25 protein-coding genes, 2 tRNA genes and 1 other RNA gene are annotated in these 24,225 nt (G+C 56.2%); 3 read left to right on the forward strand and 25 right to left on the reverse strand.

Annotation, left to right across the window (positions count from 1 at the left end):
- Positions 1-30 precede the first annotated feature (30 nt).
- The 20 genes from dapA to ACW8F6_RS15135 form a co-directional block, all read right to left on the reverse strand.
- Positions 31-906, reverse strand: a complete 876-nt coding sequence (gene dapA, locus ACW8F6_RS15040; RefSeq protein ID WP_491576697.1) for a 4-hydroxy-tetrahydrodipicolinate synthase — start codon at positions 904-906, stop codon at positions 31-33.
- 85 nt (positions 907-991) lie between these two features.
- Complete coding sequence (gene nadA / locus ACW8F6_RS15045) at positions 992-2,029, reverse strand: quinolinate synthase NadA (RefSeq protein WP_491576698.1); 1,038 nt, start codon at positions 2,027-2,029, stop codon at positions 992-994.
- 145 nt (positions 2,030-2,174) lie between these two features.
- A tRNA-Lys gene (locus tag ACW8F6_RS15050) sits at positions 2,175-2,250 on the reverse strand.
- A gap of 57 nt (positions 2,251-2,307) precedes the next feature.
- A tRNA-Lys gene (locus ACW8F6_RS15055) sits at positions 2,308-2,383 on the reverse strand.
- Positions 2,384-2,467: 84 nt separating this feature from the next.
- Complete coding sequence (queC, locus tag ACW8F6_RS15060; RefSeq protein ID WP_491576699.1) at positions 2,468-3,142, reverse strand: 7-cyano-7-deazaguanine synthase QueC; 675 nt, start codon at positions 3,140-3,142, stop codon at positions 2,468-2,470.
- Between the two features lie 2 nt (positions 3,143-3,144).
- Positions 3,145-3,987: a substrate-binding periplasmic protein gene (locus ACW8F6_RS15065; protein ID WP_491576700.1), complete on the reverse strand. Its 843-nt coding sequence runs from the start codon at positions 3,985-3,987 to the stop codon at positions 3,145-3,147.
- A complete protein-coding gene (gene queE, locus ACW8F6_RS15070; protein WP_491576701.1) occupies positions 3,971-4,621 on the reverse strand; it encodes a 7-carboxy-7-deazaguanine synthase QueE in 651 nt (216 codons plus the stop codon). Before queE ends, ACW8F6_RS15065 begins: the two co-directional genes overlap by 17 nt.
- A gap of 156 nt (positions 4,622-4,777) precedes the next feature.
- Positions 4,778-5,494, reverse strand: a complete 717-nt coding sequence (ybgF, locus tag ACW8F6_RS15075; protein ID WP_491576702.1) for a tol-pal system protein YbgF — start codon at positions 5,492-5,494, stop codon at positions 4,778-4,780.
- 297 nt (positions 5,495-5,791) lie between these two features.
- The gene (pal, locus tag ACW8F6_RS15080) at positions 5,792-6,274 is read right to left on the reverse strand and encodes a peptidoglycan-associated lipoprotein Pal (protein WP_491576703.1); all 483 of its coding nucleotides are present in this window, start codon (positions 6,272-6,274) and stop codon (positions 5,792-5,794) included.
- A 27-nt stretch (positions 6,275-6,301) separates the two neighbouring features.
- Positions 6,302-7,588 (reverse strand): Tol-Pal system beta propeller repeat protein TolB, encoded by a 1,287-nt coding sequence (tolB, locus tag ACW8F6_RS15085; protein WP_491576704.1) that lies wholly within the window; start codon positions 7,586-7,588, stop codon positions 6,302-6,304.
- Positions 7,585-8,343, reverse strand: coding sequence for a cell envelope integrity protein TolA (gene tolA / locus ACW8F6_RS15090; RefSeq protein WP_491576705.1), 759 nt, complete (start codon positions 8,341-8,343; stop codon positions 7,585-7,587). Before tolA ends, tolB begins: the two co-directional genes overlap by 4 nt.
- Before the next feature lie 7 nt (positions 8,344-8,350).
- Positions 8,351-8,776 carry a protein TolR gene (gene tolR / locus ACW8F6_RS15095; protein ID WP_491576706.1) on the reverse strand — a complete coding sequence of 142 codons (426 nt, stop codon included), beginning with the start codon at positions 8,774-8,776 and terminating at the stop codon, positions 8,351-8,353.
- Between the two features lie 54 nt (positions 8,777-8,830).
- Positions 8,831-9,517: a protein TolQ gene (gene tolQ, locus ACW8F6_RS15100; protein WP_491576707.1), complete on the reverse strand. Its 687-nt coding sequence runs from the start codon at positions 9,515-9,517 to the stop codon at positions 8,831-8,833.
- Positions 9,514-9,942 (reverse strand): tol-pal system-associated acyl-CoA thioesterase, encoded by a 429-nt coding sequence (gene ybgC / locus ACW8F6_RS15105; protein WP_491576708.1) that lies wholly within the window; start codon positions 9,940-9,942, stop codon positions 9,514-9,516. Before ybgC ends, tolQ begins: the two co-directional genes overlap by 4 nt.
- Complete coding sequence (gene ruvB, locus ACW8F6_RS15110; RefSeq protein WP_491576709.1) at positions 9,935-10,945, reverse strand: Holliday junction branch migration DNA helicase RuvB; 1,011 nt, start codon at positions 10,943-10,945, stop codon at positions 9,935-9,937. The genes ybgC and ruvB overlap by 8 nt, the downstream gene beginning before the upstream one ends.
- A gap of 46 nt (positions 10,946-10,991) precedes the next feature.
- Positions 10,992-11,609, reverse strand: a complete 618-nt coding sequence (ruvA, locus tag ACW8F6_RS15115) for a Holliday junction branch migration protein RuvA (RefSeq protein WP_491576710.1) — start codon at positions 11,607-11,609, stop codon at positions 10,992-10,994.
- Positions 11,610-11,637: 28 nt separating this feature from the next.
- A complete protein-coding gene (gene ruvC / locus ACW8F6_RS15120) occupies positions 11,638-12,156 on the reverse strand; it encodes a crossover junction endodeoxyribonuclease RuvC (RefSeq protein WP_491576711.1) in 519 nt (172 codons plus the stop codon).
- A 59-nt stretch (positions 12,157-12,215) separates the two neighbouring features.
- A complete protein-coding gene (locus ACW8F6_RS15125; RefSeq protein WP_491576712.1) occupies positions 12,216-12,959 on the reverse strand; it encodes a YebC/PmpR family DNA-binding transcriptional regulator in 744 nt (247 codons plus the stop codon).
- A 31-nt stretch (positions 12,960-12,990) separates the two neighbouring features.
- A complete protein-coding gene (aspS, locus tag ACW8F6_RS15130; RefSeq protein WP_491576713.1) occupies positions 12,991-14,769 on the reverse strand; it encodes an aspartate--tRNA ligase in 1,779 nt (592 codons plus the stop codon).
- A gap of 45 nt (positions 14,770-14,814) precedes the next feature.
- Positions 14,815-15,090 (reverse strand): FmdB family zinc ribbon protein, encoded by a 276-nt coding sequence (locus ACW8F6_RS15135; protein ID WP_491576714.1) that lies wholly within the window; start codon positions 15,088-15,090, stop codon positions 14,815-14,817.
- A gap of 184 nt (positions 15,091-15,274) precedes the next feature.
- Here ACW8F6_RS15135 and ACW8F6_RS15140 point away from each other — a divergent pair, with 184 nt between their 5' ends.
- Entirely contained in the window at positions 15,275-16,357 is a 1,083-nt protein-coding gene (locus tag ACW8F6_RS15140) for an HD-GYP domain-containing protein (protein WP_491576715.1), read from the forward strand.
- 321 nt (positions 16,358-16,678) lie between these two features.
- On the forward strand, positions 16,679-17,077 hold the full coding sequence (locus ACW8F6_RS15145; RefSeq protein WP_491576716.1) for an HU family DNA-binding protein: 399 nt from the start codon (positions 16,679-16,681) through the stop codon (positions 17,075-17,077).
- Positions 17,078-17,171: 94 nt separating this feature from the next.
- Here the strand turns inward: ACW8F6_RS15145 and ACW8F6_RS15150 are convergent, their stop codons facing one another.
- From ACW8F6_RS15150 to ACW8F6_RS15170, 5 genes are all read right to left on the reverse strand, one after another.
- Positions 17,172-19,013, reverse strand: a complete 1,842-nt coding sequence (locus ACW8F6_RS15150; protein WP_491576717.1) for a DUF885 domain-containing protein — start codon at positions 19,011-19,013, stop codon at positions 17,172-17,174.
- A 154-nt stretch (positions 19,014-19,167) separates the two neighbouring features.
- Positions 19,168-19,671 carry a DUF6702 family protein gene (locus tag ACW8F6_RS15155; protein ID WP_491576718.1) on the reverse strand — a complete coding sequence of 168 codons (504 nt, stop codon included), beginning with the start codon at positions 19,669-19,671 and terminating at the stop codon, positions 19,168-19,170.
- A complete protein-coding gene (locus ACW8F6_RS15160) occupies positions 19,668-22,121 on the reverse strand; it encodes a M1 family metallopeptidase (RefSeq protein ID WP_491576719.1) in 2,454 nt (817 codons plus the stop codon). Before ACW8F6_RS15160 ends, ACW8F6_RS15155 begins: the two co-directional genes overlap by 4 nt.
- 129 nt (positions 22,122-22,250) lie before the next feature.
- An RNA gene (ffs, locus tag ACW8F6_RS15165) (signal recognition particle sRNA small type) lies at positions 22,251-22,347 on the reverse strand.
- Positions 22,348-22,537: 190 nt separating this feature from the next.
- Positions 22,538-23,149 (reverse strand): nitroreductase family protein, encoded by a 612-nt coding sequence (locus ACW8F6_RS15170; protein WP_491576720.1) that lies wholly within the window; start codon positions 23,147-23,149, stop codon positions 22,538-22,540.
- Positions 23,150-23,322: 173 nt separating this feature from the next.
- Between ACW8F6_RS15170 and ACW8F6_RS15175 the strand changes: the two genes are divergently transcribed.
- Complete coding sequence (locus ACW8F6_RS15175) at positions 23,323-24,219, forward strand: LysR family transcriptional regulator (RefSeq protein WP_491576721.1); 897 nt, start codon at positions 23,323-23,325, stop codon at positions 24,217-24,219.
- The last annotated feature ends 6 nt before the right edge of the window (positions 24,220-24,225 follow it).

The raw sequence follows: 24,225 nt of genomic DNA on the forward strand, positions 1-24,225 counted from the left end.
AACAGTACCGGCCTAGCCGGCACAGGGAAATTACACCAGATCAGCGCTTGCCAACGCGTCTTTGACCTGCTGATGGTACTTTTCTGACAGCGGCGTCAGCGGCAAACGAATGCCCGACGGCATGCGGCCCAGCGCAGTCACCGCCCATTTGACGGGTATTGGGTTCGATTCCACAAACATTGCTTGATGGACCGGCATCAGTCGCGCGTTAATGGCGCGCGCCTCTTCGACCTTGCCAGCGATGGCAAGTTCACACATTTGCGACACCAGCTTCGGCGCCACATTGGCCGTTACGCTGATATTGCCTTTGCCGCCAGCCAATAGCAGCTCTACCGCCGTCTCGTCATCGCCGGAGTAAATTAAAAAATCGGCCGGGGCTTTGTCGATCAACAAGCGGGCCCGTACTAAATCGCCCGTGGCCTCTTTGATGCCAATGATGTTGGTCTGATCACACAGGCGCAATACTGTTTCAGGCAGCATATCCACACCCGTGCGACCTGGGACGTTGTACAAAATTTGCGGGATGTCTACCGCTTCGGCCAAGTGCTTAAAGTGCTGGTACAGGCCTTCCTGGGTGGGTTTGTTATAGTAGGGCGTCACCAGCAGACAGGCATCGGCGCCCGCGCTTTTTGCGCGCTCGGTTAGCTCAACGGCTTCGCGGGTCGAATTGGCGCCGGTACCGGCGATTACTGGCACCCGTCCCGCCACCTGTTTAACCACCGCCGTAATCACGGCCAGGTGCTCATCGACATCCAATGTAGCCGATTCACCGGTCGTGCCCACCGCTACAATGGCGTGTGTGCCCTCGGCAATATGCCATTCTACTAACTCGCGCAAACTGTCCCAGTCCAGCGCTCCATCCGCCGTCATTGGGGTCACCAGTGCGACCATACTACCTTGCAACATGACTCACTCCGTATAGGTTCGCCCATCTGCGCGGGCGTAGCAGATTGACGTCACCACCACTTGGCGGTGCGTCTTTCTTTTTGGTTTATTTGTTGTTCTGGGTAAACGCCAGCATGCGATTAAGGGGCAACATAGCGCGCTCGCCCAAGGCGCGATCCACAAAAATCTCATTGCCACCTGTCTCGAGGCTATGGGCCAGGTTATCCAAGCCGTTCATGGCCATCCAAGGGCAGTTGGCGCAGCTTCTACAGGTTGCACCGGTACCCGCCGTGGGGGCGATATGAAAGGTTTTGTCGGGGCAAAGCTGCTGCATTTTGTAAAAAATGCCTTGGTCCGTGGCCACGATAAAGGCCTGATTCGGCAAGGTCTGAGCCGCTTTGATCAGCTGTGAGGTAGAGCCCACCACGTCGGCCAGCGCCACCACTGCCTCGGGTGACTCGGGGTGTACCAGCACGGCGGCCTCGGGATAACGGCGCACTAAATCTTGAACACCTTGCGCCTTAAATTCTTCGTGAACGATGCAAGCGCCATCCCAGAGCAGCACATCGGCACCGGTTTGCTTTTGCACGTAGCCACCCAGGTGTTTATCGGGTGCCCAGATGATTTTTTGGCCCTGCGCATCCAGGTGTGCCACCACGTCTAGCGCAATGCTTGAGGTGACCACCCAGTCAGCGCGCGCTTTGACTGCCGCCGAAGTGTTGGCGTACACCACCACCGTGCGATCTGGGTGAGCGTCGCAAAAGGCGGCAAAGGTGTCTTCGGGACAGCCTATGTCTAAGGAGCAGGTCGCTTCGAGCGTGGGCATGAGCACCCGCTTTTCCGGCGTCAGAATTTTTGCGGTTTCACCCATGAATTTAACGCCCGCCACCAGCAGCGTTGTGGCGGGATGACGACTGCCAAATCGCGCCATTTCCAGCGAATCGGCCACACAACCGCCGGTTTCCTCAGCCAGTGCTTGAATCAGCGGATCTGTGTAGTAGTGGGCCACAATGACAGCATTTTCTCGGGCCAACAGCGACTTAATCCGAGCTTTGGCCTCGGCAATCTGCGCTTCGGTTTTTTGCGTCGCCGGCTCACTGGCCAAATGCGCCTGAACAAGCTCGCGGTCTAATACTTCGGTCATAGCAATCTCAACGTGCGGGTAGCCGGCGGATTCTACCACAGGTTGGGCCGCTGCGAGGGCTAATCCCAGGCATAAAAAAACCGCCGGTAAAGGCGGTTTTTTTACTGTGTTAACCCCGGCAAACTGCCCGATCAACACCCGAATATGGTGGGTCGTGCGCGACTCGAACGCGCGACCAATTGGTTAAAAGCCAACTGCTCTACCGACTGAGCTAACGACCCGTAAACGGAGGTGAACATCACTGCCAGCAATCACTGCCAGCGACCTTCTTAAATAAGTGGTGGGTCGTGCGCGACTCGAACGCGCGACCAATTGGTTAAAAGCCAACTGCTCTACCGACTGAGCTAACGACCCCCTGAAGGAGGCGCATATAGTACTGATTTAATTAGAAAAGACAAGTAAATATTGGGGTTTTTTCTGGTCAAAAAATCAGCGATTTCAGACGTATAACGTGGCGTCAGGCAGGCCCGCGGCCTCAAATCCCGCCCGCCGCAACCGGCAGCTGTCGCACTTACCGCAGGCCAAGCCAGCCTCGGTTGCCTGATAACAGGATACTGTCAGCCGGTAGTCAACACCCAGCGCGGTACCCGCTTTGACGATATCGGCCTTACTCAGATCGATAAGCGGCGTGTGGATGCGCAACCCCCGCCCTTCGATGCCCGCCTTAGTGGCCAGATTCGCCATGGTCTCAAAGGCCTCGATAAAGGCCGGCCGGCAGTCTGGATAGCCGCTGTAATCCACCGCATTCACGCCAATAAAAATGTCACCGGCCTCGAGCACCTCGGCCCAACCCAAAGCAATGGACAGGAACACCGTATTGCGCGCCGGTACGTAGGTGACGGGGATACCGCTGGTTTCCTCCTCGGGCACATCGATGGCGGCGTCGGTAAGCGCCGACCCGCCAATGGTGCGCAAATCCAACTGCACCACCTTGTGCATTGCAACACCCAGGGCTTCAGCGGTGCGCGCCGCGGCGTGGAGCTCCGCCCGGTGGCGCTGACCATAATCAAAACTTAACGCAAACACCTCATAGCCCTGCGCCTGCGCCATGGCCACTACAGTGGTGGAATCCAGACCACCGGATACCAATACCACGGCCCGCTGTTTCGTCATACTTACCTCTTAATCTGTGTATTCTGGCTCAAGGGCACCGGCGCGCTGGCAGCCAAGCACCGGTTCGGCTCAAAGCACGCCACCGAACGGGGCCACACCGAGTGCTTGTAAAAAAGCACATCTAAGCGCCCTTCAGCCCGCATTTGTGCCAGTGCCTGCTTCAACCCAGACACCCAGGGCGCCATGGCCTTGTGGCGAGTCACATACAAGTCCGCGCGCGTAACTCCCACCTGCAGCGCCATCTTGAGGGAGCTTGCGGGAATACCGGTTAAATACAAACCGTAAGCCAGGGCCTGCTCGGTGGCCACCATAACGTCGATACGATCGATAGTGAGCATCCGCAAGCCCTGCTCTGGCGACGTGACTGGCACATGCTCAAACAGGCTGTTGCTGTCAAAGGCCTCGCCGTACTTGGAACCGCGCACATAACCCACGCGCAGACCGGCAAAGTCCTCTAGGCGCTGGTAGTCCGGCGCCGAGGCCGGCACTAGCGCAACCACGGCAATGGTCACTGCTTCGCCCAGCGATACACCCACCTCTTCCGCCTGTGGGCTGACAAACATCACGCCGATATCGGCATTACCGCTGGCCAGGTCGTGAATCACTCTCGGGTAGGGTGACAACTTAGTGCCGAAGCTCAGCCCCGAACGGGCGGCCAATTCACGCTGAAAATTAAGCAGCAAACCCGTGGGTTGACCGGCGTCGTTGCGCATGCCCCAAGGCGCCACAGCCGCGGTGGCGGCAATCACCTCCTGCGCCTGGGCACGCACTACCCCGGCCCCGCACACAGCCAAGCACAATAACCAACACAGCAATGACCAGCGCAATTCAGTGACCAGGTGCATCTCCCCAGAGTAGCTTGTGCAACTGCAATTGAAAACGCACGGGCAATCCCGAGGCAATCACCCAGTCAGCGAGATCGGCTGGACGCACTTGCTCAAAGGACGGCGAGAACAAGACGTCCCCTACCCGACTGCAGAGTTCGAGCTCGTCCACCTTAAAACATGCCCAATCAAAATCGTTGCGATCGCAGATCACAAATTTGATTTGATCCTGGTCAGTCAGGTGTGGAATGTTTTCCCACAGATTGCGGTGCGATTCACCAGAGGCCGGGGTTTTAAGGTCGACGACGCGACTCACCCGCGCATCCACCTGGCTAACATCCAATGCGCCGCTGGTCTCCAAGGACACTGCATAGCCAGCATCACAGAGCGCGGTTAACAGGGGCAAACAATTCGCCTGGGCCAGGGGCTCGCCGCCCGTTACGCAAACGTGGTGCGCGCCGAAACTCGCTACATCTGTCAGAATTTCGTCCAGTGTGCGCCGCTCGCCGCCGTGGAAGGCATAGGCCGAATCGCAGTAATGGCAGCGCAGGGGGCACCCGGTCAGACGCACAAACACCGTCGGCAAGCCAATGGTCCTCGCCTCGCCCTGCAGAGAGTGAAAAATCTCGGTGATTTTGAGGTTGAGCTGGGCCATGCTGCTGTCCGCACTGAAAAACCGGCAATCTTACGCAAATCCGCCTCGGCATGCGAGCCCTGACCCACCGGCCACCAAGCGAGGGGCCGCCGGGATGCGAAAGGGCCCTGAACGGCCTTGGTAGGATACTAGGCGGATTGCGCCGGACCCAAGCCCCTAGAAATTCTGCGCCAAATAATCTTTTGCCAGGCGCGCCGCGTCGGCATTGCTATTAGCCACCTGCTGAAGCAGGGTTTTAGCGGCCGCTTTTTCACCCAACTGGAACAGGACGGTCCCCAACTTGAATTTGGCGTCTGGCGCCTTGCGATCCGCCGGAAATTCTTTAGTAACGCGCTCAAACCAGCCGCGCGCCTCTTTGAGTTTGCCTTCCACTAAGGCAATTTCGCCCAACCAGTACAGGCTATTTGCCGCATACTGACCATCGGGAAACTGTTCCAAATACTGCTTAAAGCCCAGGCTGGCACCGGCCAGGTCCCGCTGGCGCAACTGTGCATAGGCGGCCTTATAGGCGGCGCCATCGTCGGCATTGGCAGCGGGAATCACCACGTCGTTTACCGCTTTAGTACCACCTGCCCCGCCCGCAATTGCACTGATGCGGCGATCCAGGTCCATGTAGTCATCCTGGCGCTGCTGCTTCAGTCTATTGAGCTCAAAGGCTTGCTCCTCCACCAAACCGCGCAACTCCAGCACTTCCTGCTGCAGTGCCTGCAACCGAAAATACATGTCGGTTTGCTGTGTCGTCGCCGGCGCTGCGGTCTGGCCAGTGGGTGTCGCCTGCGCCGCCGGGCGGGCTTCCACCACCGTCACCTGGGCTTGCGCCACTGCAGTCAACGCCAAATAAACAGCAACACCCGACACAAGCTTAACATTCATACGCTTTTCTCTTACCTATCTAAAATTGCGGTAGTCAGCACCACGCGGAAGGCAGTTAACTGCCCGCTACTGGTGAGCCGATAATCAGGCCAATAAGTAACCAGACCAAGAAGCCTAATCCAGTGGTGCGGCGCGCCAGCAATTGCCGGCCACTTGGCCACCCACGGCATAGCAGCAGTATCTCATACAGAGGTACCAAACATGGGCACCGATTACGGAACACGCAATATACGCCGAGCTAGCCCTAAAATGCAAAAAGGCCGGATAAACCGGCCTTTTTGTGCAGAGCAGTAACGCTTACTTAACTTCGGCGCGACGGTTTTGGCCGTAGGCGCTTTCGTTGCTGCCCATGGCTGCAGGGCGCTCTTCGCCGTAGCTAACCACTTCTAACAAAGAAGCATTAACACCTTGCAGCACCAGGAAGTCGCGAACGGCGTTTGCACGACGCTCACCCAGAGCCATGTTGTACTCGCGTGAACCGCGCTCATCGGTGTGACCTTCGATGCGCACGTTGCGTGGGGTATCCTTCAAACGCATCGCGTGCTTGGTCAGCTCGGCGCGCGCACCTGGCTTCAGCGTAGATTCGTCGAAGTCGAAGTAGAATACAGTTTCCAGTACTTCTACTGGCGCCGGCTCTACCTTCTGAACAGGCTCTTGTACTACTGGTTGCGCGTTGGCATTTGCATCCGCATCGTCTTTTTTAGCGTTGCTGCTACAGCCAGCGACTAACGCCAAAACGATTGCCAGACCCATACCACGCTTGATTGTTTGAAAAGTCATATCTCACTCCACTTTGGATTTGAGGTTTTAGTCGAAAAAGGGTGACCAAGCTGGCTCCCGAACATCTCCCTGTTTGGACGGCAATCTAAACTTCACACCGGCATCGAGGGACACAGCAGCCAAAATGCCTTTGCCCTGATAGCGTGTCGCGTACATCAGCATAGCACCGTTAGGTGCAATACTTGGCGACTCGTCCAAGTAGGTCTCTGTCAAAACTCGCAGATCACCACTTTGAATGTCTTGAGTAGCGATATGAAATACACCGTTGGAACGGTGCACCATGACCAAACTCTTTCCATCAGGGGAAACACGCGCCCTGGCGTTGTAATCGCCGGCAAAGGTTAAGCGTTCTACTATGCCGGTTGCAAGTGTTACTTTGTAAATTTGTGGCTTTCCACCCCGATTAGACGTAAAAACCAGTGCTTTGCCATCCGGCGTCCAGCTTGGCTCGGTATCGATGGCAAAATGTTGGGTAACGCGCGTCAATTGGCGCGTCGCCAAGTGCAAAGTATAGAGCTCGGGATTGCCATCTTTAGACAACACCAGTGCCAATCTATCGCCCTCGGGCGAGAAAGCCGGCGCACCATTCAAGCCCTTGAAATTGGTCACCTGCTGGCGCTGCGCCGTAGCCAACTCCTGCACAAAAATAGCGGCGCGCCCCGTCTCAAAGGATACATACGCGATGCGCTTGCCGTCGGCCGACCAGGTGGGCGACATCAGCGGGTGCTTGGACTCCAACAACAAACGCGGCCGGGCCCCGTCGGCATCGGCCAACATCAGGCGAAAACGATCGTTGGCGTTGCCCTGCTGAAAGGCCTCCACATACAACACTTGGGTGGAAAAGGCGCCGCGGATACCGGTGACCTTTTCGTACACCTCGTCACTAATGAAGTGCGCCAAGTCGCGCAGTTGGGATTCGCTGCCGGCCACGGTTTTCCGGAACAGCTTGCGCTGCCCCAAGATATCGAACAACTCAAACGTTACCGTATAGCGGCCACCCACCTCCTGGATGTCGCCGGTCACCAGAAATTCGGTACCCAGAATACGCCAGTCGCGAAAGATGACTTCGGCCTCGGTACGGGGAAACGCCAACATGTCTTTCACGGGTACCGAGCGAAACTGACCGCTCAATGTCAGGTCGGCACGGACGATACCGGGGATGTCCTCCGGTAAACCACGCGCGCCAGACCAGCCAAAGGGCACAATGCCGATTACCGTCGGATTATCGACGCCCTGGGTAATTTCTATGGTGAGATCAGCCTGCGCCCGCAAACAGCAGACCAACCCAAAAAACAGAACGATGATTTTTTTCACTGCCGCAAATCCTGTGGTTTGAAATCTAACTTAAATTGCCGGAAATTCCGCTCAAATTGCTGGGGGTCCATGCCCACCAGCTCGGGAAAACGCTCGGCCTTTTTAACTGCCTGTTCGGCGCTCCGGTCAAAGGCCGGATTGCCGCTGGATTTAATCACCTTTACATCGATCACCCGCCCGGTGGGCACCAGCTGAATCGCCAGGGTGCACACCATGCCGTTGCGCGCCGAAGGCGGCCGGCTCCAGTTCATCTCAATGCGACTTTGAATCGCCGATATGTAACTTTGCGAGGCCTCTGCGCTCAACTTATCGGTGAGGAACTCATCCTCCTCTTCAACCGCGTCAAATAGCTCGGCCTCTCGGCGGCGCCGACGCTCCTCCTCGGCCTGCTTTTCTTTCAGCTCGCGCTCGCGTTTGGCCTTTTCGGCAGCGGCTTTGTCCCGCGCGGCCTTCTCCTTCGCCGCCTTGTCGCGCGCCGCTTTCTCGCGCGCAAGTTTGGCCTGTTGCTGTTTTTTGGCCTCGGCTGCTTGGCGCTCTTTTTCCCGACGCTGTGCTGCAACATCGATCACTTTTTGAGGCTTAGCGCGCTGTTGCTTGGGCGCGGCTGTTTCCAGCTTGACCAGCCGCGCTTCGACATAATTGGGCGTACTGCGCTTTTGCTCTATGGGTGCTGATTCCCAGCCAAAGGCCAGCACCGCCACTAATATAAGATGCAGCCCTAGACTGACGATGATGGGGAAAGGAGGCAATTGCACAGGCGACCTAAAGTACCGGGGGCTCGGTAACCAAACCCACAGAGGGCGCGCCAGCTGCCTGCAGGTCTGACATTAACGACACCACCAGCCCGTACTCCGCCTTGTGATCACCCCATACCAAGACCGGCGTTTGTGGTTTTTGGCGCAAGATTTTTGAAACCGTGTCGGTAATCTGGTTCAGGGGCTTGGCCTGTTTTTGATCGGCGCCCAGATTTAAGTAATAGGTGCCGTCTTTCTTCACGGACACGATCAATGGCTCTTCGTCATTTTGGTCCATAGGTGCAGACGGCGCCTTAGGCAAATCTACCTTTACCCCCTGCATTAGCAAGGGCGCTGTTACCATAAATACCACCAGCAGCACCAACATCACATCGATGTAGGGCACCACATTGATCTCGGCCATGGGCTTTTTCTTTACGCGCTTGCTACTCATGGGTGCACTCTGCTCTTTACTGGCGAATAGTTAGCCTGAAAACGGCCCATGGCATTAGGACTTGGCATGCACTTGGCGGTGCAAAATAGCCGAAAACTCATCGGAAAACGTTTCATAGGCCGCCGTCAGCGACTCGGCCTTGGCGCTGTAGCGGTTGTAGGCCAACACCGCCGGAATGGCCGCAAACAATCCCATGGCCGTGGCCACCAGAGCCTCCGAAATACCGGGCGCCACTGTGGCCAGTGTCGCCTGGTGCACATTCGCCAACCCGCGGAAGGAATTCATGATGCCCCACACTGTCCCAAACAAGCCAATGTAAGGGCTGACCGACGCCACGCTGGCCAAAAAAGGGAGGTGGGTTTCAAGCTTTTCTTCTTCGCGCGCCAAGGCCACGCGCATGGCCCGCTCGACCCCCTCCATGACGGCATCGGGATCGGCGCCCGACTGTTGGCGCAAGCGGGTAAACTCCTTAAAGCCCGCGCGAAAGATATTTTCCAGGCCCTCGCTCTGGTGCCCCTTGCCGCTGCCCTGCCGATACAGCTGATTCAAATCCACACCCGACCAAAAGTGGCGCTCAAACTCTTTCAGCGCCGAAGCCGCCCGCTGTTGATAAATTCCGCGCTGTACAATCATGGCCCATGACACAACCGAGGCGAGAAACAACAGCGCCATAACCAATTGCACCAGCAAGCTTGCCTCGGCAATCAGGCTCCAGATGGACAGGGGTTCAGGTGTGTTCATGCAGTTGTCTCGGTTGGTGTGAATAATTGAGCCGCCAGCGCCGCCTGGACATCCTCGGGAAAGGATACCGGACGCATGTCACTCTGGCGCACGCAGGCCACTTTGATCTCGGCTTCGCATAAAAGTTCTTGCCCGCGCGTGACACACTGGCGGAAGACCAGATAGCTGCGCGCTAATTTACTGACCTCTGCGCTGACCTGCAAGGCATCGTCCAGCAAAGCGGGACGCAAATAGCGCGCATTGGCCGAGTGCACTACCAGCAACCTGTCGCCGCTTAGAAATGCCGGCTTATCATACCCGAGGGTGCGCATAAATTCAGTGCGCGCACGCTCCATAAACTTTAAATAGTTGACGTAGTAGACGATGTTACCGGCGTCGGTGTCTTCGATATAGACCCGCACCGGCCACTGAAACACCTCAGTCACGGGCCGGCTCCTGCAATCCAAAGACGCTGTAAGCGTGTTGGGTGACCATACGCCCTCTGGGCGTACGAATCATAAAGCCCTGCTGAATCAAGTAGGGCTCCAACACATCTTCAATGGTATCGCGCTCTTCGCTGATGGCCGCGGCCAAACTTTCCACACCCACTGGCCCGCCGCCAAATTTTTCGATCATGGCCAACAACAGACGGCGATCCATTTGATCAAAGCCCTGCTCGTCGACGCTCAACATGTTCAATGCAGCATCGGCAACGGCGGCGGTCACCTGACCATCGCCCTTAACCTCGGCGTAGTCGCGCACCCGCCGCAGCAGGCGATTAGCGATACGCGGCGTACCGCGTGCCCGGCGCGCTACTTCAAAGGCGCCCGATTCGTCCATGCGGATACCCATTAACTTGGCGGAGCGGTTTACGATATGGGTAAGGTCGGCGACGTTATAAAACTCCAAGCGCTGCACTATGCCAAAGCGATCGCGCAGCGGCGATGTCAACAAGCCCGCGCGCGTGGTGGCCCCCACCAGCGTAAAGGGCGGCAGGTCGAGCTTAATGGAGCGCGCGGCCGGTCCTTCGCCAATCATGATATCCAGCTGAAAGTCTTCCATGGCCGGGTACAATATCTCTTCCACGGCGGGACTCAGGCGGTGAATTTCGTCGATAAAAAGCACGTCGCCCGGCTCTAAGTTGGTCATCAGCGCGGCCAAATCGCCAGCCTTGTCCAGCACCGGCCCAGAGGTACTTTTTAGGGCGACCCCCATTTCGTTGGCAATAATGTTTGCCAAGGTGGTTTTACCGAGCCCCGGCGGTCCAAATACCAAGGTGTGATCGAGGGCTTCTTTTCGACCCAATGCCGCAGCGATAAAAATATCCATCTGCTCGCGCACCTTGGCCTGACCCACATAATCCGACAATTGTTTAGGACGCACTGTGCGATCTAACAGGTCTTCGCGCTCGGCGGGTTCGGCACTGATCAAGCGATCTTTTTCAATCATAACTACACGTCGTTAAAGGTAAATTGCAGGCCAGACAGCGCCAAACTCAGGCGGGAATCATGGCCTTTAATGCCAGGCGGATCAATTCCTGGCTGTTGGCATCCGGCGACGCCTTATGGGCTCCGCTAATTGCCTTAGTGGCATCGGCCGGCTTGTAGCCCAGGGCAATCAATGCGGCTTCCGCGTCGTCGCGCGCGTCCGCAGTACGAGGACCACCACTGGCCTGCTCCAGCGCTGCCAGCGCCACCGTATCGCCCGCAAATCCACCCATTTTATCGCGCAGTTCGATAACCAACCGCTCGGCTGTTTTTTTGCCAACGCCAGGCACCTTTACCAGAGCACCCACATTGTCTTCGGCCACGCAGCGGGCGATGGTTTTAGCCTCCATTCCCGACAGGATAGCCAGCGCCATTTTTGGGCCAACCCCGCTGACCTTGATCAAGGTGCGAAACAGCTCGCGGTCGGACTTGCTGGCAAAGCCAAATAGCTGGTGCGCGGTTTCCGACACGGCGAGATGGGTGTGCAATACCACCTGCGCGCCCAGCTCGGGCAGTTGATAAAAGGTGGTCATGGGCGCTTGTAGCTCGTAGCCCACACCACCCGCGTCTACCAATACATAGGGCGGTTGTTTCTCAATGACTTTGCCCGCAATGCGTCCAATCATAAGTTTCTCTATTAGGCTATATAAGTGCTTACTTAACGATTCGGCCGCGCCGGTAGCGGCCGGCTTCGGCGGTGGCCATCAGGGTGCGCGAATGACTGTGGCACAGCGCGACGGCCAAGGCGTCGGCGGCGTCCTCCTGGGGCGTGCCCGGTAACTTTAACAGGGTTTTCACCATATGCTGCACCTGCTCCTTAGTTGCCGCGCCACTGCCAACCACAGCCTGCTTCACTTTGCGCGCCTCGTATTCTGCCACGGGCAAGTTGGCGTGCACGGCGGCCACGATGGCGGCGCCGCGCGCCTGCCCCAATTTCAGTGCCGAGCCAGCGCTCTTCGCCATAAACACCTGCTCTATGGCAAATTCGTCTGGCTGGTACTCGCCAATGATTTGGGATATGCCGTCAAAGATTAATTTGAGACGCTCGGGTAGCGCACCCGTAGGCAGGCGAATCACCCCGCTGGTTACATAGCGAGGCTGACGGTTTTGGGTATCGATGACGCCAAAACCGGTTTTCAAAGAACCCGGATCAATACCCAGAATAATCGACATAGTGGCGTCTTGGTGAGGTGGACGGCCAGAGTGTCCCATGGCCGTCGGTACGGGGCAAGTTAGCCCAGCTGTGCCATAACGGCGGGGGCGATATCGGCATTGGTATAGACGTTTTGCACGTCGTCCAGGTCTTCCAACATATCGATTAATCCCATGACTTTTTGCGCGGTTTCCAGATCGTCGATGGCCACTTGTGTGGCGGGCAACATAGTTACCTCGGCATTGTCGGGGGTAAAGCCTGCGGCGATCAGTGCCTCTTTGACGTTGAGGAAGTCTTCAAAGGCCGTTTGTATTTCGATGCTGCCATCGTCTTGGGTCACGACGTCTTCGGCACCCGCGTCTATGGCCACTTCCATGAGCGCATCTTCATCGCCCGACTCAAACAAAATGACGCCCGTACGAGTAAACAGGTAGGCAACCGAACCGTCTGTACCCAGATTGCCGCCGCGCTTGCTAAAAGCGTGCCGCACCTCGGCCACCGTGCGATTGCGGTTATCGGTCATACACTCGATTAACACCGCCACACCCGAAACGGCGTAGCCCTCGTAGGTGCACTCTTCGTAATTTTCGGCATCGCCGATGCCCGCGCCCTTGGCAATTGCCTTCTCGATGGTATCGCGCTTCATGTTGGCCCCGAGCGCCTTGTCGACGGCGGCACGCAGGCGCGGGTTGTCATCTGGGTTGGGGCCACCCTTGGCCGCCACGGTAAGTTCACGAATGATTTTGGTAAAAATTTTGCCTCGCTTGGCGTCTTGTGCCGCCTTGCGATGCTTAATATTTGCCCACTTACTGTGGCCTGCCATGGTGTTTTCTCCCCCTCGCGATCCCTATGGTTTACTTGGCGTCGTCTTTTTTCACGTCTTTTTCGCGCAGTTTAATGTGCAACTCGCGCAGCTGCTTGGTGTCTACCGCGCCCGGCGCATCGGTCATCACACAGGCCGCCGACTGCGTTTTCGGGAAGGCGATCACATCGCGGATAGACGCCGAATCGGTCATCAACATGATCAGTCGATCCAGACCGAAGGCCAAGCCGCCGTGCGGTGGCGCACCGTATTTCAGTGCATCCAGTAAGAAGCCAAACTTTTCGCGCTGCTCTTCGGCGCTGATACCCAATATTTTAAACACCGCCTGCTGCATGGTCTGGTCGTGGATACGTACAGAGCCACCGCCCAACTCGGTGCCGTTCAGCACCATGTCGTAGGCGCGCGACAAGGCCGTGGCCGGGTTAGCCACCAACTCCTCAGCCGAACAGGAAGGCGCCGTAAAGGGGTGGTGCAGTGCCGCCACGCCATCGTCGGTTTCTTCAAACATGGGGAAATCCACCACCCACAGCGGCGCCCACTGGCGGGTGTACAGGTTCAGGTCTGCGCCAATCTTGCAGCGCAACGCACCCAGAGCCTCGGTCACGACTTTTATGGTGTCGGCGCCGAAGAACACGATGTCGCCGTTTTTGGCGTCCACGCGCTCCATCACTTTCATCGTGACATCATCGCCCAGGAATTTAATGATGGGCGACTGCAGGCCCTCCACGCCCTTCTCAATTTCGTTAACCTTAATCCAGGCTAGGCCTTTGGCACCGTAAATGCCCACGAACTTGGTGTAATCGTCGATTTGCTTGCGGGAGATTTCCGCACCTCCGGTAACCTTGAGCGCGGTTACCCTGCACTTGGGGTCGTTGGCAGGGCCGGCAAAGACTTTGAATTCAATGTCTTTGAGCAGGTCTTTGATTTCCACCAGTTCCAGCGGAATACGCAAATCGGGCTTGTCGGAGCCGTACTTGTCCATGGCCTCTTGCCAGCTCATATGCGGGAAGTCGCCCAGGTCTACGTCCATCAGGGTCTTGAACAGCTCTTTGATCATGCCCTCGGCGATACCCATGATGCCCGCCTCGTCCATGAACGAGGTCTCGATATCGATCTGGGTAAACTCGGGCTGGCGATCGGCGCGCAAATCTTCGTCGCGGAAACACTTGGCCACCTGGTAGTAGCGGTCAAAGCCCGACACCATCAACAGCTGCTTGAACAACTGGGGCGACTGGGGCAGTGCAAAGAATTTACCGTCGTGGGTGCGCGAAGGCACCAGGTAATCGCGCGCGCCCTCGGGGGTGGCGCGGGTGAGAATGGGCGTCTCAATATCCAGAAAGCCCGCACTATCCAGATAATTGCGGATAGCCGTGGTCACCTTCGAGCGAAAACGCAGATTGTGCTGCATATCAGCCCGGCGCAAATCCACATAGCGGTATTTCAGGCGCACATCCTCGCCCACGCTCACGTGGGAGTCCAGCTGGAACGGCGGAGTTTCCGCGGTGTTCAGGATTTCCAGGCCCAGGCCGTAGACCTCCACTTCACCGGTGGCCATCTTGGGATTCACCGTCGCTTCGCTGCGCGCTCGCACGCGGCCGGTGACTTTTAGCACATATTCGCTGCGCACCTTGTCGGCCAAGGCAAAATTGGCGGAATCTGGATCAAACACCACCTGCACAATGCCGTCTCGGTCGCGCAAATCCAGAAAAATCACACCGCCGTGGTCGCGGCGGCGGTCCACCCAACCGCACAGGGTCACTTCGCGGTCAATGTAAGATGCGTTAAGGGCGCCACAGTAATCGGTGCGCATAGTCAAAAATCCCGTTATTAAATAGATGTAGTGTCAGTGTATTGCTTAAGCCGCGCCTGCCGTACTACCGGCCGCCGGCTTGCTGCCGCTGTCCGATTTAGCCGGCGCACCTGCGTCGCCCGCTAAATTCTTCTTTTTACCGGCCTTAAAGTCTGTTTCATACCAGCCGCCACCCTTTAATCGAAAGCCCGCTGCAGATACTTGCTTGGCCAGGCTGGCCTTGCCGCATTGGGGGCAGTCCGATAGCGGGGCGTCACTGATTTTCTGCAACGCTTCCAGTTCATGTCCACAGGACCCACAGCGATACTCATAAATGGGCATAACAGCTCCTGAAAAAATGGGCTAAAAACGAACAAATGGGCGATTGACCAGCCAACCACACTCTCCAGGACACCCGAAATTGGTGCCTGAGCGTAAAAAACGGGCGATTATAGCCTGTGCGTGCCGGCGGATAAACCACGATCATGGTCTAAGCTTGCAGCAGGATAATTCTCGGAGCAGTCCCATGCCCCCCATAGACTTTGCCCGCCCCGACGCAGAAATGGTGGCCGACTTCTTCGCAGACTTTGACGAGGCCTACCAGGCAACCGAGCACCTATTGCTAAAACTAGAGCGCAGCCCGCGCGACACGGCGCTACTGGCCGATTTGTTCCGCCGGGTGCACACCATTAAGGGCAACCTGATTTACGTGGGCCTGGCCGATATTTGCCCCCTCCTGCAAAGCATAGAGGACGTGTTAGAGCCGTTACGGCAAGGCAAACTGGTTTACGACGACCTGCTGAGCGACGTGATACTACTGGCAATGGATGCCACCCATACACTTGTGGAGGCCAGGCTCAATCAGCGCCCGACGCATTTAGACAACGCCCAGCTCAGCCCCGCCTGCATGGCCATCAGCCAGCTGGCCCACTGCGCAGAAAGCGAGCGCCCGGCGCTGATCAGTCAGGCTATTCAGGCGCTGGACCCACAGGCTGAAACGCCCGCCGCAACCAGCGAGTTTGCCGAGTTCGGTATCGAGCCAGATCAAGATCTAAAATTTTTCTCGGAGCTATTGCCAGCCATCGATCAACGCTCGCCCTATTGGCAAGGGCGCACGCGGCGCACTGCACAACTGGCGCTGGCCATGAATCGCGCCGCCAACACGCCCGTTGCACCCCCGCAATTACTGGCTGCAATATATATGCACGATTTTGCGATGGCGTTTCTGCCCCTTAGCCTATTACATAAACCTGGCAGCTACACCGAGCAGGAACGCGCCCAAGTACAGCGCCACCCCGAAACGCCCGCCGCCTTGTTGCGCAGCATGGGCGGTTGGGACGACGCCGCACTGATGGTGGAACAACACCACGAGAGCATGAACGGCGCCGGCTACCCTCTAGGCCTTAAGGAAGACGCCATTTGTGCCGGTGCCAAAATAATTGCCATTGTGGACGCCTTTGACGCCTGCGTGAACAGCCGGGCTCACGTCAACCAACCGCAGCGGCCGCTGATCCGGGCAATCCTTGAAATTAATCGCCACGCTGGCAGTCAATTCAGCCAACGGTGGGTGGACATTTTTAACGCAGTCGCTCGACCAAAGGTCAGCTGAGCCGGCCCACTTAGCACTGTACAAAAAGCGCGCACTGTTACCCCGCGCGCGGGTGGGAAAAATAGTGACCCACAAAAACACAGAAAACGCGCAAAACCCATAAAAAAGCGGCATTCTCGGCTTTTTTCGCGATCGCTTATTGCCGCCACCGAAAGAATGCTTTATATATAGTCTCCAAGCGCACGAAGGTGGATTTCAGCCTATAAAACAAGGCGTTTTTCATCTTCGTAAATTAGGGAAGGCTCTAACAGCCAGCCCCGGCTGCTTACCCCTTATCGTTTAATGTAAACCACCCAAGACCAACTTTAAAAGGACTCACGCATGGCCGCCAAAAAAGCACCTGCAAAAAAAGCCCCAGCAAAAGCCAAAGCAGCACCCAAGGCAGCTAAAAAGCCCGCCGCACTGAAAGCCGTTAGCGAGCGCTTCACGAAAACTCAGATCGTTACCCACATTGCTGAAACCACAGAGCTGAGCAAAAAAGAAGTTAGTGCTGTGCTTGAGGAGCTAGGCAACGTTATTGAAGCCCATATCAAGAAAAGAGCCTGTGGCGAGTTTGTTCTGCCCGGCATGCTGAAAATTAACACCGTGAAAAAGCCCGCCAAAAAAGCGCGCAAAGGTATCAACCCCTTTACCGGTGAAGAGACTGTATTCAAGGCCAAGCCGGCCAGCACATCGGTTAAAATTCGCCCACTGAAAAAACTGAAAGAAATGGCCGTCTAGGCCAACAGCTTTCAGGCACAAAAAAAGCACCTTCGGGTGCTTTTTTTGTGCCTGTTATGGGCGCGCTGGCGCGCACCGCATCGGCCATCTACCACTATTTGCTGGCGATATAAGCGTCCACCTGCCTTGCCAACAGCGACAACGGCAAGGACCCATTAGTCAGTACCACATCGTGAAACTCGCGGTAGTCAAACTTATCGCCCATCGCATCCATGGCCTTTTGGCGCAATTCCAGGATCGTTAACATCCCGACTTTGTAAGACACCGCTTGCCCGGGCCACACAATGTAACGTTGCACTTCGTTTTCAATGTCGCCCCGCGTCATGGGTGTATTGGCCAGCATATAGTCCTGCGCCTGCTTTTCTGTCCAACGCTTGGCGTGAATACCGGTATCTACCACCAGGCGCGCGGCGCGAAAGACTTCATAACCCAAGCGACCGAAATCCTGGTAAGGGTCGGTAAAGGCGCCCATATCCTTACCCATTTTTTCGGCATACAGCGCCCACCCCTCACCGTAGGCAGAGTACCAACTGAGTTTTTGAAACATCGGCACATTTTGCAATTCCTGGGCAATACTGCTTTGGAAATGGTGGCCGGGTGCACCTTCGTGGTAGGCGAGCGTTTCCATCTGGTATACGGGCAGCTCGCGCATATTGCTGAGGTTGACGTAATAGGCGCCCGGACGCGAGCCATCGAGTGAGCCGGGCTCGTAAAAGGCACCCGTGGCCGTTTCAATGCGATAGGGCTCCACTGCGCGCACCTCCAGCGCTGCCTTTGGCAGAGTGCCAAAATACTCCGGCGCGCGCGCCATCATGGCATCGATGTAGGCGGTGGCTTCTTTTAAGTAGCGAGCGCGACCGGCCTCGGTATTGGGGTAATAAAATTCATCGCTCTCGCGCAAATGCGTAAAAAACGCCTGCAAATTACCGTCAAATTTCACCTGCTTGATAATTTCGCGCATTTCATCGTGAATACGCGCTACCTCAGCCAAGCCAAGCTGGTGGATTTGTTCCGCGCTCATGTCGTCGCGAGTGGTGAAGTTGGCCAACTGCGCCTCGTAATAGGCTTTACCGCGCGGCAACTTCCACACGCCGTCCTCAGGCCCCGCCAGAGTAGATTGCCGCTCCATTTCGGCAATCAATCGGTCGTAAGCCGGCTTAACACTGAGCAACAGCGCATCTTTCGCCCGCGCTTTCAATGACGTTTTCGCGGCATCCGATGCGGTCAACGCGTCAACTTTGGCGGTAAAGTCTGCCCACAGGGGCGAGTCCACTTCCGAACTATCAAAAGGCGCACCGGTAATAAGCCCACGACTTGTCTCGATCACCACAGGGTAGGCAAAGCGCGGCGGCATGACACCTGCTTCGGCGCGTTTTTTGGCAGTCTCTGTGTGAATGTCCAACACCTTGCCGTAGCTCTCAAGGCGCTGTACATAGGCTTGTGCATGATCAAGATTTTCAACTTTGTGGTAACCAATGAGCAGTGTGCTCATATTGGTATGCGGCCCAAAAAATTGCGTATACACATAATTTTGGTCGTCAAAGGCCGATTGCTGCAGATCATTTTCACCCACAAATAACGCAAACTCGTAGGAAACCCGCGCCTGCTCCGGCAACAGCGCTGGGTCAAATTTTTCGCGCAGCGTTTTCAAGCGCGCTTGGGTAACGGCAATACTCGCCTGGCGCGCAGCTTCGCTGGGATCGTTCCAACGGCCGTAGGCATCCAGGTCGTCGAGCATACCAAGATAGGTTTTAAATTCGGGATAGCGCGCCAAGTCTTGTTCGAACTGGGTCTGAAAGAACTCGTTCAAAGCCTGTTCAGCAGCCGCCGTGGCCACCGCTTGTTGCGCCTGCGGCGGTGTATCCGGCTGCTGGCTACAGGCCACCAGTAATCCCAGCGCCATGCCAAAACACGCGCGTGCGAACCATGCGTACATACTGAATCTCCCTAATGTGCGCCTTTGGGCGCCAGTCAATGTCTGTTGGTGGATGTGGAATGACTGTAGACGACCTGCCACCACAGCTCCACAAACCTGCGCGACCAAGCGAGCCGATTAATCGGCCAAGCGCACATGGCCGAGTATTCCAGCCCTAGGGTGTGGGATGTATCGCCAGGTGCTGCCACTGGTGATCGCGGGTAAAGCGCAGCGAGCGCACGGCACCCAGGCCTTCCAAATTGATTTGATTGACCTGCTCCGGCCAGTGATCCTGCAGCGCGTCAAAGCGAAACCAGAGGGTCGGAATGCGCTTCGGAATGGGCAACTCCTGATACACCCAAATAAATTTCCCCTCGACCTCCTGGCCCACAGAAATTAGCGGTGCGGGCACCGCCGCCCCTAAGCCCAAGGCAAAATGCGCGCCGACATAGCGCGCAAACTGTTGCTGAGCACCCAAGTCGTCTAGCAAATGCACTTGCCGACCCGCGATCTTGCGCAGCGCATGCTCGGCGTCGTGTAGGTAAAACCGGTGCATAATCTCAATATTGCCGGTTCGCTCATTGAACAGAATTCGGGTAATGGCAGTATTCATCTGGTGCGCCTGCACAGGAGCCGCGCACACTAACGCAATAAACCAACCTACCAACAGCTGCTTCATTTTTTGTGGAATCCGGGTTTTGGGTTTTCAATTTTGGTCTTACTGTCGTGCATGATGTCGCGGTACACAGGGTCGGTTCGCTCTTCGGCTTTATAAGCTTCTATACGCGACGGGATAATTCGGCGAGGATAGTGATTATTCTCCATGTCCACATCCGCAGTCTCCCAGCGCGGATCTACTACCAGGCTAACCAGCTCCTTGTCAGTGACCACCAATTTGGCCACTGCTTTCGGCGAACGTCGCCAGATTTCCGCTGGCAAGTAACGATTTTCTACGCTGCCGTCAGCGAAGGTTAACTCCAGCAAAATTGGCATCACTAAACCGCCCAAGTTGCTGAAGTCAATAACATAGTAGTGTTTGTCCTCTTTGATCGCCCGCGCTAAAACTGCTCGCTCCCAGGGCTCCAGATCTTCGAGCAATTGGCGATATACATTGCGCTCTTTATTGGTAACGGTAAAGCGGTCGTGCTCGTCGTAAAAATCGCGCACATCCGGATTTTTATCCAGCCAGGTTTTCACGCCTGCGTCCCGGTTGCGCTGCACAAAAAGCGAAGTGGGCTTATCGGCCTCTTCGCGACGCAAGCGTTCAAAATCGATATCGGGATTTTTGGTGTCCAAGCGTAATTTGAATACGTGATCAACGGCAATATCCACGTGATCGGTGGAATAAAACCAGCCGCGCCAAAACCAGTCCAAATCAACACCCGAGGCCTCCTCCATGGTACGGAAAAAATCCGCGGGCGTGGGGCGCTTGTACTGCCAACGCTGCGCGTACTCTTTAAAGGCAAAGTCAAACAGCTCACGCCCTAATATCACCTCTCTCAGAATATTCAACGCTGCAGCAGGTTTGGTGTAGGCATTGGGCCCCAGACGCAACACCGAATCTGACTGAGTCATGATGGGCACTTGAATATCCGACTTCATGTAATCGACAATATCGCGCGGCTCAACACCCCAGGGCATTTCTGGGTCCCACTCGCGACCCGCCACACCGTCCAGAAAACTATTTAAGCCCTCGTCCATCCAGGTCCACTGGCGCTCGTCGGAATTGACCAGCATAGGAAAATAAATGTGCCCCACTTCGTGAATGACGACACCGATCAGGAAGCGTTTTTCCGCCTGTGTCCAGGTACGCGAGCCATCTTCGTGCAAAGTGGTGCGCGGACCGTTAAAGGTAATCATCGGATATTCCATACCACCCACGGGTCCATTCACACTTTGTGCAACGGGATAGGGGTAGTCAAAGGAAAAACGTGAATAGACCTCTAGCGTATGTACTACGGCCTCGGTGGAGTATTTTTTCCACAGTTCACCACCCTCCTTCGGGTAAAACGACATGGCCATGACTTCGGGCATAACATCGCCACCTTGCTGATAGCCCTTGGCGTCCCACATAAACTTGCGCGAAGACGCCCAGGCGAAGTCGCGCACTTTGTTCGCTTTGAATTGCCAGGTTTTTGTGGCGCGGGTGCCGGCCTTTTCGTTTTCAAGCGCTTCTTTCTCGGTCACGATAAAAACTGGTCGCTTGGCCGTTCTCGCCTGCTCTAAACGCTGGCGCTGGGCTTTAGTGAGCACCTGCTCGGCGTTTTGAAGTTGCCCCGTCGCTGACACAATATGATCGGCAGGCACAGTCAAATTAACCGTATAGTTGCCAAACTCCAGCGTAAACTCACCCCGGCCGAGGAATTCTTTGTTGGTCCAGGCTTCGTAGTCGGTGTAGGCGTGTAATCGCGGAAACCACTGGGCTAGCAAAAAGATATCGTTGCCGCCTTTACGGGCATCATCGGGGAAATGTTCGTAACCGGCGCGCGCGGAAACCGCGTCCTCTTCCACAATATTGAACTCAAAGTCCATACTGAACTGCAACGCCTGGCCCGGCAATAAGGGCTCGGCAAGATCCAAACGCAAATTGGTACCTACCAACGTGGCTTTAAGCGGGCGCGCCTTGGCATCCTGGATGTTCTTTAGCGTGTAGCCCACCTCGTGGTCGGCCAGCCACTGTTGGCGCCGCAGTTCATCCAGACTCACACCGGCGGGCGCCTCGGGCGTGGCAGTGCGCGTACTGGGGCCCCGGTTGCCAATACCGCCAAAGGTAAGCGTGGTCTCGGCCATGGAGTCGAGACGAAAGCGGTTCTGATCGAGCTGCAACCACAAGTATTTCAATGTGTAGGGCGAATTGTTTTGGTAGCGAATAGTTTGGCTGGCGCTAATGCGGCGACGGTCTTCGTCGAGGTGCGCATCAATTTCGTAATCCACTTGCTGCTGCCAATAGGCTTCGCCCGGTTCGCCGGCGGCATTGCGGTACACATTCGGCGTGGGCAGCACCTCATCCAGCTGGCGAAACTTATCCTCGAAGTCACCTTTGGTTTGCGCGATGGCCGCTTGTAAATTGTGGGCAATAAAAATACTTAGCACCGCGCCCAGAAGGCCGGCTGTCGGAAAAAAACGCATGGAAATCCCCGGAAGTTCAAAATGCTAGATCGTTTTTACAACGAACGAGGGAGGGATTACCTGAACATTAATGCCAATTACTGAGAAATTGAGGCGTTACAGCGGGAGAGAAAATGATTGGGTGGCGACCCCAGTCAGCCACATCCCGGCACATGAAGATTCTGCTACCGTTGCTCCCTTCCGGGCCTGGCGGGGTTCACAGGGCTTCATTGCGGGAGGACCAAAAGGGGCCGCCATAACGAGCGGCGCATTATGGGCAAGTTAATCGGCGATTGCAAGGCGTCGCTCCCGCACCCAAGCTGGTCAAAAAACAGTCAGCGACGCAAACAGGTCGGCAATAAATCAATCCGCTCGCTATCGACCCGGGAGCGCCGGCGACACATTCGGGCCAGCACTGCGCTCGTCGACAATTGGCATCAAGCAGCCTTAAACCGATTTTCGACCACCAACTCGGCCAGCGGCAGCTGCCCGCCTCGGTCCCAGGCGGGGCCCGCCGCCTTGCCCACTGCGAGCAACATAACAATGACATGATCTTCCGGCAGCTCGATCAATTCTGCCACCCGATCCTGGTCAAAACCAATCATCGGGCAACTGTCGTAGCCCATGGCGCGGGCCGACAACATGATATTTTGCGCGGCAAAGGCGCCCGAGCGAATCGCTTCGTCGCGCTGAATCCACTCTCGATTGGCATAAAAATCGCGAATCATGCCCACCAGTACCGCTTGCTTTTCGGGTTCGGCATTGCGCCAATACCGCTGCGGTGACTTTTGCCAGGCCTGGGTGTCAGCGGTAATCACCAGCAGCTCGGAAGCATCGGTGACCTGCGCCTGATCCCAGGCAACTGCGCGTATGGCCAGGCGTTGCTGGGGATCGGTCACGCGCACGAAGCGCCAGTGCTGCAAATTAAAAGAAGTGGGGGCGTGTATCGCGTCGGTGAGTAATTGATTCACTTGCTGCTCTGTCAGTCTGTGGTTCGGATCAAAGTGCTTGACGGATCGCCGCGCGTGGATAATGTCGTGCAACTGCATAAATCAGACTCCCAAAAGGTGAATTGAATTTGACCCCCACATACTCCCAAAAAGTCGCGGACGCAGAAATAACCCTTCCTGCAAGGTCTTTTATGCAACAAACGCAAAAGTGGACTGATATACTTCGAAGCCAGCGCACTGCCACACCCTCATAGGACACCGGAGCTCACCCCATGTTTGATGCCATGCAGCACTTTGTCTCGGTTGTGGAAGCGGGCTCCTTTAGCAACGCCGCAAAACGCTTGAATAAAAATGCATCGTCGGTGGCCCGCCAAATCGACAAGCTGGAAGAGGAGCTGGGCACTCGCCTGTTCACCCGCAGTACGCGGCGCCTGGATCTCACGCTGCACGGGCAAAGTTTTTACCAACAGTGCTTGGATATCTTGGCCAATCTGGCGCAAACACGGGAGTCCTTTCAAGCCCTATCGCCCGCCATTAAGGGCCAGGTAAGTATCAGCGCGCTGGATTCCTACGGCGACGAACGCATCGTACCGCTGCTGCCACTATTCCAGCAGAAATACCCACACACGCGCGTAACCATCAGCCTGGACAACACCTTAATCGATCTGCACGAAGGCGCCTTTGACCTCAGTGTGCGCCACGGCCGCCCCACTGATTCTAACTTCATTATTAAACCACTGGTTAAAACCCAGGGCATTTTGCTGGCGAGTCCGGAGTACCTCAATCGACACCCGCCCATAAACGACCCCGATGACCTGAAGGGCCACGACTGTCTGACACTGTTTAAACATAAACAGCATACCTACTGGCAGTTCACCCAGGGCGACACTGAAAAAAAACTGCGCATCGATGGCAAGCTATCGGCCTGTGGTGGGCGAGCAGTGGTTGGCTGGGCAGCGCAGGGGCTGGGTATTACCTTGAGTTCGCGCTGGTATTGCGAGCGTCTGCTCAATAGCGGTGAGTTGGTGGAAGTGTTGCCGCAGTGGCAGGCCAGTATTGCAGGTCAGGAAGATTCGATGGTTTATCTCATGTGGAAAGCCAACACCGCCAAACGTCCCGCAGTAAGAGCCATGATAGATTTTCTAGCGGAACATCTGACCGAGATCTGACCGGCC

It is taken from the genome of Simiduia sp. (assembly GCF_058345725.1).